General features: G+C 37.0%; 10 protein-coding genes. 4 read left to right on the forward strand and 6 right to left on the reverse strand.

Translation table 11 applies throughout. From position 1 onward, the window contains the following. Positions 1 to 330 precede the first annotated feature (330 nt). Positions 331 to 1,308 (reverse strand): SDR family NAD(P)-dependent oxidoreductase, encoded by a 978-nt coding sequence (locus RMY16_RS27065; protein ID WP_322738958.1) that lies wholly within the window; start codon positions 1,306 to 1,308, stop codon positions 331 to 333. A 12-nt stretch (positions 1,309 to 1,320) separates the two neighbouring features. After that, positions 1,321 to 2,214 (reverse strand): hypothetical protein, encoded by an 894-nt coding sequence (locus RMY16_RS27070; RefSeq protein ID WP_322738959.1) that lies wholly within the window; start codon positions 2,212 to 2,214, stop codon positions 1,321 to 1,323. A gap of 1,005 nt (positions 2,215 to 3,219) precedes the next feature. Between RMY16_RS27070 and RMY16_RS27080 the strand changes: the two genes are divergently transcribed. Then, complete coding sequence (locus tag RMY16_RS27080) at positions 3,220 to 4,212, forward strand: hypothetical protein (RefSeq protein ID WP_322738960.1); 993 nt, start codon at positions 3,220 to 3,222, stop codon at positions 4,210 to 4,212. A gap of 628 nt (positions 4,213 to 4,840) precedes the next feature. Then, positions 4,841 to 7,426 carry a GAF domain-containing protein gene (locus tag RMY16_RS27085; protein ID WP_322738961.1) on the forward strand — a complete coding sequence of 862 codons (2,586 nt, stop codon included), beginning with the start codon at positions 4,841 to 4,843 and terminating at the stop codon, positions 7,424 to 7,426. Positions 7,427 to 7,818: 392 nt separating this feature from the next. On the opposite strand, the gene RMY16_RS27090 is transcribed toward RMY16_RS27085, so the two are convergent. The 3 genes from RMY16_RS27090 to RMY16_RS27100 all read right to left on the reverse strand — a co-directional run bounded on the left by RMY16_RS27090 (position 7,819) and on the right by RMY16_RS27100 (position 11,547). Then, positions 7,819 to 8,925 carry a response regulator gene (locus tag RMY16_RS27090; protein WP_322738962.1) on the reverse strand — a complete coding sequence of 369 codons (1,107 nt, stop codon included), beginning with the start codon at positions 8,923 to 8,925 and terminating at the stop codon, positions 7,819 to 7,821. A 1,405-nt stretch (positions 8,926 to 10,330) separates the two neighbouring features. Next, positions 10,331 to 10,822, reverse strand: coding sequence for a hypothetical protein (locus RMY16_RS27095; protein WP_322668383.1), 492 nt, complete (start codon positions 10,820 to 10,822; stop codon positions 10,331 to 10,333). Positions 10,823 to 11,163: 341 nt separating this feature from the next. Beyond that, positions 11,164 to 11,547, reverse strand: coding sequence for a pentapeptide repeat-containing protein (locus tag RMY16_RS27100; protein ID WP_322738963.1), 384 nt, complete (start codon positions 11,545 to 11,547; stop codon positions 11,164 to 11,166). Between the two features lie 423 nt (positions 11,548 to 11,970). Between RMY16_RS27100 and RMY16_RS27105 the strand changes: the two genes are divergently transcribed. Then, positions 11,971 to 12,621 (forward strand): hypothetical protein, encoded by a 651-nt coding sequence (locus RMY16_RS27105; protein WP_322738964.1) that lies wholly within the window; start codon positions 11,971 to 11,973, stop codon positions 12,619 to 12,621. 260 nt (positions 12,622 to 12,881) lie between these two features. Here RMY16_RS27105 and RMY16_RS27110 read toward each other — a convergent pair whose 3' ends face one another. Next, positions 12,882 to 13,010, reverse strand: coding sequence for a hypothetical protein (locus RMY16_RS27110; RefSeq protein ID WP_322668385.1), 129 nt, complete (start codon positions 13,008 to 13,010; stop codon positions 12,882 to 12,884). Between the two features lie 1,285 nt (positions 13,011 to 14,295). Here RMY16_RS27110 and RMY16_RS27115 point away from each other — a divergent pair. Then, positions 14,296 to 15,525, forward strand: coding sequence for a sedoheptulose 7-phosphate cyclase (locus RMY16_RS27115; protein WP_322668386.1), 1,230 nt, complete (start codon positions 14,296 to 14,298; stop codon positions 15,523 to 15,525). The last annotated feature ends 3 nt before the right edge of the window (positions 15,526 to 15,528 follow it).

Here is a 15,528-nt window from a genome sequence, read left to right on the forward strand (position 1 = left end):
TCTTTGATATTCGCGGACGAGTCTTTGATATTCGCGGACGAGTCTTTGATATTCGCGGACGAGTCTTTGATATTCGTGGACGAGTCTTTGATATTCGCGGACGAGTCTTTGATATTCGTGAACAACTATAAAAACTAGACTTCTTGCAAAAGTCGGGGTAAAGGGGAAGGTGGGGCCCCCTCTGGGGATAAGGGGCGGGGGAAAAGGGTAAAAAAACTCAAAATCCTTTCCCTTTAACATGCACCCTTTTCCCTAAGAGTGCAAAAATATATTTTTGCAAGAGGTCTACTCTACTTGCTCCAATACCCAATGCCCCATGCCCAATACCTATTAAATTTTAGGCGAATCGAGGGCATTTAATAATAGCAGTGACCACGGCAGTTTAATATCAGGTATGAGCCATGAGTACTTTCTCAGTATAGGCAATGCAGCCGGTAGTACAAAACGCAGAGAGCGTAATGATGCAGGCTGATCGCCATTTTCATCTACAAGATTATATTTTTTAGCTAATTCGGCAACAATCTGCACGCGTCCTGTACGGCGGATTATATTTGGCTCACCAGCAAGTGCAGCGATCGCTCGTCCAGTAAATAAGGGAGTTTCCCAGTTGTAGCGATCGCTTAAAAATGAGAAATTATTGTCAGTAGCATTAGTTTGATTCATTTCCGAAGCAAAACTGGAAAAAAGCTCAGTACCAACAATACCCGGCCAAATTGAAACAGAAGTGACGTTATGGGGCTTTAACTCAACAGCCATATTAGCAGCTAGGCGATCGCAAGCTGCTTTACCAACACCATAAACTGTATTAAATAGATAAAACACACTACCCCACGAGGAAATGGTGCAAATGAGTCCAGACTTACGCTTAGTCATCATCCGAGCCGCAAAAACACTTGCAACATAGTGGCTGCGAAGACCAACATTGTTGCTAGCATCCCAAAGACTTGGTTCAGAATCCCAAAAAGGCTGTCCCTGAGCGTCTTTTAATGCCTGAACTCCTGAGTAAGCATTATTTACCAGTAAATCGAGTTGGCCATTTTGCTCATCTTGAATGCGATCGAAAAGCAAACGCACCTGCTCATCGTCGCTGTGGTCTACTTGGACGGGAATGCATACACCACCGACTTCCTCAATGGCTGATTTCGTTTCACTAAGGCTTCCTGAAACCCCATCACTGGAGGAGTTGTTGAGGCTGCGACCCGTAATGTATATAGTTGCACCTGCTTCACCAAGGCCAATGGCAATTCCCCTACCAATTCCCCGCGTAGCACCAGTTACTAAAGCCACTTTACCTTCAAGATGTTTCATGAGCGCTCATTTCTAATCTTTTAGCGTTAAATATTGATTATTACAATATTCTTTCGTCGCTGTGACTGAAACAACTTCTACTTCTATCGGTTTTTCTTGAGTTCCGTCAATCAGAAACTCACTAGCTCCTTCACGAGGTTTTTTTGGATTTCCCCAATCATAGGTGTAACCTAAACCTGTCCAAGGATAATGTTCTTGGTTAGCAATTGCATAAGAAGTTGTATATATCTCTTGCAAAATTGGATAACTAGCAGGAATCGGAATCTCAAAAACATTACAACTAGAATCATTAATTTCTGGATCGACACATGGTCTACTTAAATCTTCAGCTTTCACCCACATTTCTACAAAATGCGTCTTATTTGAATTTCTATTTAAAATTAAGCCTAAATACTGCTGTAACCTCAGAGAAAGCATAATATTACCGGGAATATTTATACCGATTCCCTTACAATTTTGACAAAATTCTTTAACTTGAGGAACAGCTGTTAACCAAGTCCGTGCTTCTATGCTTTTTTTTGTACCTACTTTCCAATCCTCAGTTGGGTTTTTGACATATTTCCAACTCGCCATCAGATATTCAATTTTGCCGTTATTTTCTCTCCACTTTATTTGAGGATTAGTTTTTGACAATGGCCAAAGGTTTTTTACTACTTTATGTTCACTCGGTCTTTTTGCATCCTCAATCGCTGCATCTAACTGCCTTTTCAGAGCGTTATAACTTTCTGGTTTATTTTTCTCCAGATACTCATTGACATTCGGGTTAGTTTCTGACTGTGCTAATAAATCCTTTCTCAGGTTTGATGTACTCTGTATGGGAATTTCTCTAGCCAGCAAACTGGAATATCCGACTGCCAAAAATGCACCTATCAAGCCTAAAAATACTTGAGTATTTAATTTTTTCATTAAAATAATCCTGTGGATTTCCAATAATAGGGTGAATGTTCCAGCCCATGTAATATATGGGTTAAATTCAAAGATTGAATCTGATTTTATATTTATGTTTGGCTGAGATAATATTGTGCTTAATATTTTTAATTAACTCTATCCGTATAAAAATAAATATCTATGAGCTAGTAGTACTCTGTCAATACTAAATTGATTGATAAGCAGTTGGTAGTAAGGACTTTAGTCCTTAAAGGCTATTTATAAAGTAAATATAAAGGTGGTGGGTTAAGGGAAATCGCAAAGATAGGGTACTTTGAAGACAGTGTATGTACATAGAATAGACCTCTTACAAAAATATATTTTTGCACTCTTAGGGAAAAGGAAAAAGGTTAAAGGGAAAGGATTTTGAGTTTCTTTACCCTTTTCCCCTGCCCCTTATCCCCAGAGGGGGCCCCACCTTCCCCTTTACCCCGACAAATGCCAAGAAGTCTAATATGCTTCCTGGAGATTTCCCACCCAGTTCAACAGTTTACAGATACTGGCTCAATCAGTATCATCGTCTCAGCAAGGATTACAAACGCCTTTGTGAAATGAGTAAGGCTACTATATATGTCGTTATGGCTCGCATTATCCTACATCGTCTAGCCGCTTAAAAATTTACTGTATAAATGGTCTCTCATTCTCACTATTCCCTAAGATAGATTTTTTCCTCGTAAAACGTAATAAACCATTTAGGATTTGTATTCAACTCTGAATAGTCAAAACTATTACAACGAACAAGAAATTACTGTGACTTAAAATCATGAGTATAATAACTGCCGAATCGATATGATTGATGGCACTTACAATGAGTCAAGAAAGATAGATTGTATTAAAGCAGATAGGGATTTTAACCAAATGGGTCGTCATTAGACTCAATGTATTTGCATGAAGATTACTTCTGATAACTAGAGGAAAATTTTTCTTATTTTCAATGTTTAAAGTTAAATTAAAAACCTATCCAAATAATTAAAAATTAACGTTATGTCCAATACACCTAAGAAACCAGCCCCGAATTCTTCTAATACACCAGACCCAAGTTCTTCCAATACACCAGACCAAAATTCTTCTAATACACCAGACCCAAGTTATTCTAATACATCAGACCCAAATACTTCTAATACATCAGACCCGAATACTTCTAAGCAAAGTAATGTTTTTTATAACTTATTTAATAGTATTTTTCCTAACTCTCCTTATTTTAAGTTTATAAATAGTACATTTTTTGCACATTTTTTAAGTAATCATCCTTTTATTGCTAATTCATTAATATTTTTGATTGTATTCTTAACTAGTGGAAATTTGTATCAAAATTTTATAATCAATAGAATTTCCGATTCTACTTATCAAAATAAAATATGTCAAGAAACCATAAAACTGATAGAAGAAGAATTAGAAACAAAGAAAAAATCAGGTACTGTAACTGGTTCTTATAAAGCATTCGAGGATAGTAAGAATGTGAATTTGTTACCATTTAGTTGTGAATACTCAATAGAAGATGAAAATAAAAATATATCTAAAAGGGAAATTTATTTGAGATATACGCCTGTTTTTGGTGAATACATTAATGAAGAGTACAATAAAAAAGGTGCTGATAAAAAAATGGAAATGAACGAAGTATGTAAACACAGTACTATAGTAGTGCAAATGGAAAAATATGCTAAAAATAACTCTCTTTTTGACAAGAGTAAAGGAGATACTATAAAACCAGGAAGGGCTGAAATTTTAACAAACAAACCACATGCTTATCCAGTACATCGATGGGTTTGTCATTTTTCAGTTTCAAAAAAAACCAAAGAAGTTAAACCTTCTTTAGGAGGTGGTAACGATTATATGATTGACCTCAATTTAGAACCATATTGCCGAATAAAAGCTTCTGAAGATAATAATAAGTTTACAGTACCTCACTATCGTGATTATGATAATCCTTATTCTTTCTATTGTACAAATCCTTTTTCGAGTTTTGATTCTGAATGATTTTATGTAAACAAGGGAGCGACTAGACCAAAAACATCGATGTAGAAATGTGCTTTTATATGTTTAGTTTTTATTAGGAAATAAGATGCGTTTGCTCTGGTAGTCGGACACAGGCATCACAACAGACAAATAGAGTGGTTTATTACCGCCGACCTGTACTATTATTTTTTACTCAGCACTTCTTTTTCCGGCTGACATATATATCTGCGATAGGAAGCGATCGCAGTTGAGCCAGAGGTCATACAATAACCGTATAATTACTTATAAACTACAGCATTTTTCAGATAAATCGACTATATCTTACGGATACAGCAATGCTCATTAGTGTGCCCTTGCAAAATCTTACAACGCAACACTAACAATCAATCCTCTACGGAAAACATTGTTTTTTCGTTTCTATGAGGGGTCTGACCCTCTATTTATCATCTGTATCCACCAAGGGGAAGGGGTTTTGCTCAAGCCATGCTTGTTGGTAATCAGCTTGAGCGTTTATTCACAGGATGACGCTGGCTAAACAAGCGATTAAACTATGGATAATGTCAAGCAATTGTTGCTTTTAACACCACTTACATAAATTTAATCTCATTGTTAAATCTAAAACCTCATTCTGTTATATAAAATACCAGTTATGTCAGCGTATCAAGGAAGTTGTGGGGAGACCACCGATTTGATTATTGGTGTTCACAACCAAGAAAACCTCGAATTACCAGCAAAATCTGCTCCTGTGGGTGCTCTTGCCACAAGACAAGGAACTTTTTCTACGTTTCTTGCTCCCCTGACTCAGGATACTTTTAAACAGGTCGTTAAGGATGTCGAGCAAAAATTACAGATTGTTCATCAAACCCTATCAATGCTTGATTCTCAAGGGTTTGAAACCATTCTGCAAGAAATGTTGCATTCGATTACCTTGAAAACCGGGGAATTACTGGGGGCAGACCGGACGACGATATTTTTATTGGATGAAGAAAAACAAGAACTTTGGTCAATTCTAGCTGAGGGTGAGGGCGGTCGCTCTTTAGAAATTCGCATCCCCGCTAATAAAGGTATTGGTGGTGAAGTCGCCACTTTTAAAGAAGTTATTAATATTCCCTTTGATTTTTATAACGATCCGCGATCGCATTTTGCCCAAGAGCAAGAAAAGAGAACTGGCTATCGCACCTACACCATGTTAGCTTTGCCACTCTTAAATGAACATGGGCAATTAGTTGCAGTAGTACAATTACTGAATAAATTAAAATCTGTAAATAATCACGACGCTCCACTTGCAGAGCGCATTGATACCAAAGGTTTTACTTCTGCCGACGAACAATTATTTCAAGAATTTGCCCCTTCGATTCGCCTGATTTTAGAGTCTTCGCGCTCTTTTTATGTAGCCACCCAAAAACAAAGAGCAGTGGCGGCGTTGATGAAGGCAATCAAGTCTCTCTCTCAAAGCAGTCTCGACTTAGAAGACACCCTCAAACGGGTAATGGATGAAGCCAAGGAACTGATGAATGCCGATCGCAGTACACTATGGTTAATAGATCGCGATCGCGATGAATTGTGGACGAAAATCACTCAGGATGATGGTTCAACAAAAGAGTTACGAGTCCCTGTAGGTAAAGGCTTTGCTGGGATAGTAGCGGCTTCTGGCAAGAAACTGAATATTGGCTTTGATTTGTACTACGATCCTGACTCAGAAACAGCCCAAAAACTAGACCAGCAAAATGGTTATCGCACCTGTAGCTTGCTTTGTATGCCAGTATTTAATGCCGATCAACAACTGATTGGCGTTACCCAACTCGTAAATAAAAAGAAATCCGGGGATTTTCCCCCTTATAATCCAGCTGATTGGCCCAAAGCTCCCGACTGCTTCCAAGCTAGCTTTGACCGCAACGATGAAGAGTTCATGGAAGCTTTTAATATTCAAGCGGGAGTCGCGCTGCAAAATGCTCAGTTGTTTGCCACAGTCAAGCAACAAGAACAAATGCAACGGGATATTCTGCGTAGTCTTTCCAATGGAGTGGTTTCCACTGATAAAACTGGGTTAATTATCGCCGCCAATGAAAGCGCCCAACGTTTGCTAGGACTGGGAGTAGATGACCGTTTAGAAGGTAAATTAGTTAATGATGTCATTGGCATCAAAGAAGGCGACTTTAGCAAGTGGTATCAGGATGCTTTACATGCAGTTGACTTAAAAGGTCGCCAGCAATATTACCCCGATCGCACACTTCTTAGCACTGGTACAGAACAACATAGTATTAATTTATCGATTAACACTATTGCCGATGCTAGCGACCAAGAGCAAGTCCGTGGGGCGCTGGTGGTGATGGAAGATATTAGTGATGAAAAGCGGCTCAAGAGTACGATGTACCGCTACATGACCCAGGAATTAGCCGAAGAATTGCTGAAATTAGATGACGCTAAACTCGGAGGCGATCGCAAAGAAGTTTCGATTTTGTTTTCCGATATTCGCGGTTACACCACATTAACAGAAAACTTGGAAGCAGAAGAAGTGGTGAGTATGCTCAATGAATATTTTGAATCAATGGTGGAGGCAGTCTTTAAACATAAAGGCACTCTTGACAAATATATCGGCGATGCCATCATGGCTGTATTTGGTTCTCCTCTACCATTAGAAGAACACGCTTGGATGGCAGTACAAACATCCTTAGAAATGCGCGATCGCTTGCACGAATTTAATCAACGTCGCCATATAGATGATAAGCCCAGAATTAAAATTGGCATTGGCATTAACTCAGATACCGTGATTAGTGGGAATATTGGCTCTAGTAAACGGATGGAATTTACCGCCATTGGTGATGGCGTTAATCTTGGCTCCCGATTAGAAAGTGTTAGTAAACAGTATGGTTGCGATATTATTATTAGCCATAACACTTTTAAACCTTGCCAAGATAATATTTGGGCTAGGGAACTAGATTACATTCGTGTCAAAGGTAGAAACGAACCAGTAGCCATATACGAATTACTGGGTTTGCGTTCCAATCCAATTGAAAGCGAAAAATTGCAAGTGATTGAGCATTATCACAAAGGACGCGAATATTACCTCAAACGCGATTTTAACCGTGCTAGAGCTGAATTTGCCCTAGTTTTGGCAGCAGACAGCCAGGACAAAGCTGCTATGTTACATCTGTTGCGTTGTCAGCATTGGTTACAATCACCCCCAACAGAATCAGATTGGGATGAAGGAGTCTGGACATTTCAGGAAAAATAACCCTACCAACTTTTCGGTTAATCACTTACAATATGTCATTGCGAGTGGAACAGAGTGGAACGTTCGCAAAGCGTCTCTAAGAGTTGCAATCACTTCGGATGCGATTACTTTACTCCGCGATCGCTGCGATCGTAATGACAAATGACAAGTATTTAGCTGGACATGATATAAGCTGTTTACGGACGCGCTTGCTTCCGTTATGGATGGAAGAAACAAGTCAAATCTTCTTTCCTTCTGCCTCCTGCCTTATTTATTAGGAGAGAATGACTAATTAAATTTAACTCACTCAGATAATATTCTATAACTATAATGATAGGGAAGCAGATAATATTCAACCTTAAATATCTAAAATAATAGGCTGTTTAAATGGATTGACTTGCTATATTAGGAAATTAAACAATATGTTGAAAAATAACTTTTAGTAAATCTCCTTGTTTAAAAGGCTTAGTTAAATAGCCTGATGCTCTCACCATCTTAGCTTTAGCTCTATCTAGAAATCCTACTTTTTCTGACACCATAATTACAGGTGTATTTTTAAAATATGAGTGTTTACGCAGCAAAGAGCAGAGTTCATATCCATCGAGATTAGGCATTGATATATCCAACAAAATTATGTCGGGTTTTATCCGGATAATCTGCATTAGAGCTTTTAAGGAATCAGTGACTCCGATAACAGAAAAAGTCTGCTCATCTAAATAACTTTTAATAGCATTCAATACCGTAGGACTGTCATCAATACACAAGATTGTGTAGATTTTTCTGTCAGCAGGCGGTTGGATTATTTGCTGACCTCTGTGTTCATGGGTATTAATCGAGTAGGTTGCTGGTTTAGATCCGTGTATTTTAGGCAACTTTGGCGTAGTTTTGGCTTTAGATTGTAGCTCATTTATTTGGAAAAATTGTGAGGTATGTGATTGATAATTTGGTGAAGTTTGACGATAAACCGCTTCTCTTTCAGAGACGCTAACGCGAACATTTCGGGGCGTTAAACACCGTTCAACTAATAAACGAACATTTAGATGACAAAACTTTGGCATATCATCTAGAAAGCTCTCAGGAATAAATTCATAACTTCCCTCCTCTAAATTCAGAAATGACTCTATAACTTCTAGCGCCAATTGCTCTATCAGCATTGCTGCTTGAGAAGAACTAATATATTTCTGATTAACTAACCAACAAATCGCCAGATAATCTGGGTTCGGTATTGCCTGATTTTCAATACCAGTTTCAAATATCGCCCGCAACTGGTCTTTGATTCCGTCAGGGAGAGTAGAAATTTGCTGACTCAAGCGTTGCAAATTTCTGTAAAGCGGCTCAAACATTTTCTCTGAGTAGCTGGCATAAATTAATTTCCCTTCATCTACATATATTGACCAAGAGCCTGATGTGCTAAACACCTGTAAACACCCAGTAACCGACTTACCAGTGATTTTTTTCAACAAAGTTAGGGGCTGGAGCTTTTGAAAAAATCTGTATCTACTAATCGGAAGTGTTTTCATTGCGATCGCTCTGGAATAAAATTAATATTTGCAGGTAAAATTAGTGAATTACCTTTTCGGAATTCACCGTGACTTTCTTGGAAGCACTTTTCAGATAAATATAACGGTCATATTTGAGTTAGTACAGAGATTCCACACCCCCCAACTCTTAATTCCCCAATCTCTGTTAAGCTATAATCCACAACTTACAACTAAACCAATTCATGCTACTGACCAATAGCAAAATTGCCCGACTAGCTGCCAGGATATAGTATTTCAAAAATTAGATTGGTTTTCTGTATCTTTAACTAATCTAGCCAATCTAACAGTAACTCAAGTGCCACACAAAGACCATTGGCTCTCGCCCATCAGTCACAAAAGTATCATTGTTATCCGTATTTTGTAGCCTAAAATTATAGATACTTTAGTTCTCTTGCAAAAGTTTTTTGTCCCTAATCCTAAAGTCTGGAGCAACCTAAATCTACTTTAATGTAAACGTAAATGTTTCTCCATCAAGGCTTGTAGGCATTAATTCCGCGCTGAGAAAGTATGTTTTTATATCCGTGACGAAAGTCATCGGGTACTTTTTCAAGAAGTTTATTCTTGAGGATAACTTCACAAAAGAAAAAGTATTATTGAAAACTAAGCATTCCAAAAGTTCAATATCTTACTTAAGTTTGTGATTGTAGAGCAACTCTTAGTGTCGGGATTCGGCAAAATTATCACTTGCACAAGAGAATGGCAAACTTCCGGCCAAGAATGAGCTTGCTGATAATTGTCGCCATGATGGTGTGTGGTGAGATGCACAGGCGACCAAATCAGCAGAAGGGAATCTCTTCATAAGTACTGGAAACGGGTTCTAATGTTGTGTGGGGCTAAATAGTCATCCTGCACAAATTGGAGTGACAAATTCAAGAACTTACAGGACAATTCTTGATTAGTAGTAGATACCTGCAAAATAGCTGTTTTCAGCTAGATGGTAGATAACAAGTAACATACTCACTAAAACTTAGGTTACTATAATTTTCAAAAAAAGTTAGCAGAAATATGTAAACTTCATGATAAATCAGTAAATTAAACATGAAAACTAATTGATATCATTTTCCAGAAAATTGTTATAAATATTTATTTGTTTAAATGTCCGGGAAAGCTGAAAATGTATAGTAAAAGATAATTATATGTCTGCTTATTGAATTACACTTATAAAAAACTGAATCATTTTTATGGTAGGAATTTATCCAAAAAATCCCAAGTTTGAAAAATCACAAACATAAATACGAAATTGTACGCGTAGGCGTAGCCCGTCGTAAACATCACATTCATTAACTCATAAGATATATGTAGCAAAAAGACGCAAAGAAATTCTTTGCGTCTTTGGCGTGAGATTTATAAGTGGAAACTCTCACCGTTATACTTCTCCATCTACTTAAAATTGCTCCCGCCAGCACCAGCTTAAAAGTGTACCACCAGCTACCAGCTTCACTACTTCCAGTACCCAATAACTAGCGTGTAGTAAATTCATTGTCGACGGAATAGCAGCAGCAGCTTCAAATAGGTTGAGTTGAACTCCTATAGCGCACATCTGCGGAGTTAAGAAATAGGTGTCAAGGACAGCTATAGTTAGCAGCAGTACAGATAAAACAATACTGCCAATACTCCAGTGATATCGGGTTTTGCTCAAAGCTAGTGTCCCAGTCAGGACTACAGCAGCTGATAATAATTCCATCCGATTGAAGTTCCAAAAAATCGTATAGCCTGCTGTCGTAAAACCAGCTTGACTCATCATCCCAGAAAGATAAAGGCTAGGCATAATTACCCAGTCTAAAACTAGACTAGCACTGAGCCAAAAGCCCAAGGTCAATATGATCGCGGTTTGCCAAATTGGTCGTTTGAATTCTAGGTTAGAAATAGCAGTCATAAAATAATTGCGTGTGTTGTATTTCTTTAGTTTCTAACTTCACCAGCGGTTTGACAACTAATATCAACTAACCTTTACAAAGCGATGCTCTTATATTCTGAAGCCAATACCAAGATTTTTTAAACTAAGTTAAGAAATCTTAAGTTTTTATAAAAAGTAATTTAAATAGGTTTTATCTGCTTAGAAATACTCAATTTTTTCTATCGAAATTAACTTGTCAAGCAATATCGGATGTTGAAGCAGACACTTCAGTTATTTTGTACCTCATCTACTTGAAAACTGCTGTATAAAAATTCTTATTTGATTAGCTTCCTATTGGCTGATAGAGTAACCAAGAATATTCATCCATGAATTATCTCTGGGCCGACGATAATCCTACTATCACCCACAATAGTATTTTGGAACAACGCATTGTTTATATAGCCGAAATCACTAAGGTAAGACCCTTTGAGGTTGGCATTTTCAAATCTGACGCCAACTATGTCAGCATCAGTCACATTAGCACCCTCCAAATTAGTACCAATGAAACTAGCCAGGCTCAATTTAGCATAACTAAGATTAGCCCAACTCAAATTAGCCTCACTCAAATTAGCCGCCAATAGATTAGCTCGACTTAAGTTAGCCCCGCTCAGATTAGCTCCACTCAAGTCAGCCTCTTGCAAATTCATCCCACTAAAGTCTCTTTCTCCAGCAGCATAACGCTTGAGCAATTCTTTAGCATCCATAACTAACCTAAATTATGCACATTTAAGATAGCAAGCTTCATCAAAAATTTAAAAAAATTAAGACACAAAGAACTTGAATATTTTTTTGCTGTATGAAATAATCTGTACTTGTTGATTTTATTTTATTAACCTTATCTTAATTCTAGACCCTTGTAAATCAAGCATTTAACATTTAACCTCTTAACCAGATTGTCAAGCAAGTTTAAAATGATACTTTTTAGTACCTAATGAATACTTAAATGTGTTTAATAAGTATCTGGGTTGATGCCTAAATGTATGCTTATGAGTCACACACCCCATTTGTCCTTACTAGTAATCTTTACACGAGCAGAAAAATCATACTTTCATAGCAGATATTAAGATATCCAACAAAAATACTTAAAAATCTGCAAGAAGTGTTCTAGATAATCACAATAGAAACCCATGACAAACTTAGTTATTCAAAAATCAAGCTATATCCATCAAATCAAAATTTTATTATTAACATTTTTAATAACAATCATTCCATTTTCTTTAATTTCAATATTCCTGCAATTAAAAGCTAAAGTACCTACAGAAGATTTGACAAGAGATCCATCTGCCATCATGAATATGCCTTTTTATCTGGGATTTTTCTCAAATATTGGTATATTACTTTGGTGCTCTTCGGCATCAATCTGTATTTTTAGTTACATTTTACTTAAAAATGATATTAGAGCTAAAGAATATTCATCATTCTTTTTGTTTTCTGGACTAATAACCTGTTTGTTGCTCTTTGATGACTTTTTCTTAATACATGATAGTGTTTTTCCTGATTATTTACATATTAATGAAAGTGTAATTTACATAATCTATATTGCAATTACTTCAATGTTTTTTATTAAATTCAAAAGAATACTGAAGAGAACTGAATTTCTAATTTTGTTGTCTGCTATTTTCTTTTTTGGATTATCAATTGTTTGGGACAATATATTTCCTGACATCCATATTGCCATAGAAGACACGTTTAAGCTATTAGGAATTAGTACTTGGTTTACATATTTTACAAGGATATGCCTACAACGGGTAAGCAAATTTATAAGTTTGCCACGCTAATTTTTACACCAATTGTATGTTAAGTTGCCCATGAATTATGAACTCAATCCCAATATTTTTTAAATTGATAAATATTAAGATTAGTTAAATTACTTTTTAAATAAATTTTCCCTGTTATAAATACTCAACTTTTTATATTGTAAAGTAACTAAGCGATCGCACCCGTAAATTCTCTCCTTTGACAGCTATCTATCACAAAAGTAACGTTGTCAGTTTTCAACGCAGATATGATACAAACACAGCGTGTGTTCCATGATTTCTTAAACTATACCAGTTGCGATCGCATATTGTGGCAATATTTTGCTATCTGTGTGAATTAGTGTACTGTTGATTTCATCCGCTAAACTGCGATCTTTTACCCGTGAACTATGTCCACGAAGGTGAAACATTGTATGTATGTGCATCTAGAACCGACAAAGCGACGGATTTCGGGCAACGCAACGCATAATTAAATTCACCAGATGTTTCTTAGTATAGATTCTGCACAAAATATCTTGTTGTATAAGATATCTATCTTAAGACATATCTTTTTGTCGATGTCTGGTTATCCAGTACCCTTCGTATGGTGGATTGACTTAAATATATTTACAAATGTTATGATTTGTATTAATGTAATGTTATGATTTGTGTTGAACTTATCAGTAACCAACTAGTAAACTATTTGCTAGTTTAGCCTGAAAAGGCTTAATTTAGGACTAAGAAAGCAATTTAAGCAAACTTGGAAACCTTTAACACACACAACTGTTCCTTAAAAAAGTTAAAATTTTGTTACTAGTAACTCAGATATATTTAAATTCTGAATTTTCAGGAGTTGCTGAGGTAAGTATGTCAAATACTGAACACTAAATTTACTTAATAAGGAAGTACTATACTGCTATTCTGAATAGAATGCAGTAAGTCATTTTTGTTTTGAGCCATTTTATGGTTTGAGACTAATGCAAAAAAACAGCGAGATGAGGATTAATCATGCCTGTAATATCAAGTGTCAGCCTGGAGATAGATAATGATAAAGAATATGAGTAGTTTACTAGGATATAAGTTTTGTAAAGTCTAATGCTCGGAAAGCTGCTAGAGACAAATATATTGGAGTTAATAAAAACTCAGATAAACTTCAGTTAAACTTCCTAAAAGTCCACTGTTCTTCTGAAGCAAATAGAATGTAGCGAGTTTAGTAATATAAGGTTTGAGACTAATGCTAAGAAACAGCCAACTAACGATTAATCAAGGTTCTAATCTCAAATTAAAGCTTGGAGATCAACTATATAATCAGTTGTCTCGGCTAGAATTCTTACGGAATCGTACAGTTGGAAAGCCACTATATTTAAATATAGTGGAATAAATCTGAATTCAGATGAATTTCCCAAAATTAAAGTCAATAATCCACAGAAGAAGCAGGCAAGTATTATGCCAATATATTGCTAGTGGATCAAGTTGGCTTGCTTGAGGTTATGCCGAATTAAAGGTTAACCCATCTATAGAATTCACTCAAATGAATGATGTTGTTTAATAACATTGCCAGTCAGCAATAAGCGTTAGCTTTTTATTAAAAACTAATTTTGGTCTGTCTTTTATCTGAAAAAGTGAAAGGCGTAGTTCTTTGCTGGCATACATTAGGGTAAATCGCAATTATTACCTAAATCTCACAATTTTGTAATTGGAATAAGGTCAACACACATGAATAAAGTTCAAGCATCATTTGAAGCTACTGAATCTGCGTTTCACGTGCAAGGTTACGAAAAAATTGATTTTAGTCTTGTCTATGTCAACGGTGCATTTGATATTGAAAACAGAGAAATTGCAGATAGCTATGCAAAATTTGGTCGCTGTCTGACTGTGATTGATGCCAATGTCCATGAACTTTATGGCGATCAAATCAGGTCATATTTTAGACACTATGATATTGAACTGACGGTATTTCCGATCATCATTACAGAGCCAGCTAAAACCCTGGCAACGTTTGAAAAAATTGTTGACGCTTTTTCGGATTTTGGCTTAGTTCGTAAAGAACCAGTCTTAGTTGTCGGCGGTGGTTTAGTTACTGATGTGGCTGGTTTTGCTTGCGCTTCTTACCGCCGCAAGAGCAACTATATCCGCATTCCTACTACGTTGATTGGTTTGATCGATGCAGGTGTAGCGATTAAGGTAGCAGTTAATCATCGCAAGTTGAAAAATCGCTTGGGAGCATATCATGCACCTTTAAAAGTAATCCTGGATTTCTCATTCTTAAAAACCTTGCCAACGGCTCAAGTTCGTAATGGGATGGCAGAGTTAGTAAAAATTGCGGTAGTGTCTAACTCTGAAGTTTTTGAACTGCTATACGAATATGGCGAAGAACTGCTGTCCACTCACTTTGGACACGTGAATGCGACACCAGAAATTAAAGAGATTGCCCATAAAGTCAATTACGAGGCAATCAAAACTATGTTGGAGTTAGAGACTCCTAACTTGCACGAACTAGACCTCGATCGCGTCATTGCCTACGGTCATACTTGGAGTCCTACCCTAGAATTAGCACCTCAAATACCTCTATATCATGGTCATGCAGTCAATATAGATATGGCTTTGTCTGCAACCATTGCAGCACAACGCGGCTATATTTCAACAGGAGAGCGCGATCGCATCCTAGACTTGATGAGTCGCATCGGTTTATCACTCGATCATCCTCTACTGGATGGGGATTTGCTCTGGGATGCTACTCAGTCTATAAGTTTGACACGAGATGGCAAACAACGCGCAGCCATGCCTTGTCCGATTGGTGAGTGCTTCTTTGCTAACGATCTGACTCGTGAAGAACTTGATGCTGCCCTAGCTGAACACAAACGTCTTTGTGCTAAATACCCTCGTGGCGGAGAAGGGGTTGACGCATACATTGAAAGTCAAAAAGGCAAGCTAGTAGGGGTGTGAAGA

Origin of the sequence: Nostoc sp. DedQUE12b, from assembly GCF_034530835.1 — a bacterium.
Lineage (GTDB): Bacteria > Cyanobacteriota > Cyanobacteriia > Cyanobacteriales > Nostocaceae > Nostoc.

Bases quoted from the DNA above. Each gene is read 5' to 3' on its own strand.
- RMY16_RS27065 (WP_322738958.1), bottom strand. From the start codon at position 1,308: ATGAAACATCTTGAAGGTAAAGTGGCTTTAGTAACTGGTGCTACGCGG.
- RMY16_RS27070 (WP_322738959.1), bottom strand. From the start codon at position 2,214: ATGAAAAAATTAAATACTCAAGTATTTTTAGGCTTGATAGGTGCATTT.
- RMY16_RS27080 (WP_322738960.1), top strand. From the start codon at position 3,220: ATGTCCAATACACCTAAGAAACCAGCCCCGAATTCTTCTAATACACCA.
- RMY16_RS27085 (WP_322738961.1), top strand. From the start codon at position 4,841: ATGTCAGCGTATCAAGGAAGTTGTGGGGAGACCACCGATTTGATTATT.
- RMY16_RS27090 (WP_322738962.1), bottom strand. From the start codon at position 8,925: ATGAAAACACTTCCGATTAGTAGATACAGATTTTTTCAAAAGCTCCAG.
- RMY16_RS27095 (WP_322668383.1), bottom strand. From the start codon at position 10,822: ATGACTGCTATTTCTAACCTAGAATTCAAACGACCAATTTGGCAAACC.
- RMY16_RS27100 (WP_322738963.1), bottom strand. From the start codon at position 11,547: ATGGATGCTAAAGAATTGCTCAAGCGTTATGCTGCTGGAGAAAGAGAC.
- RMY16_RS27105 (WP_322738964.1), top strand. From the start codon at position 11,971: ATGACAAACTTAGTTATTCAAAAATCAAGCTATATCCATCAAATCAAA.
- RMY16_RS27110 (WP_322668385.1), bottom strand. From the start codon at position 13,010: ATGTTTCACCTTCGTGGACATAGTTCACGGGTAAAAGATCGCAGTTTA.
- RMY16_RS27115 (WP_322668386.1), top strand. From the start codon at position 14,296: ATGAATAAAGTTCAAGCATCATTTGAAGCTACTGAATCTGCGTTTCAC.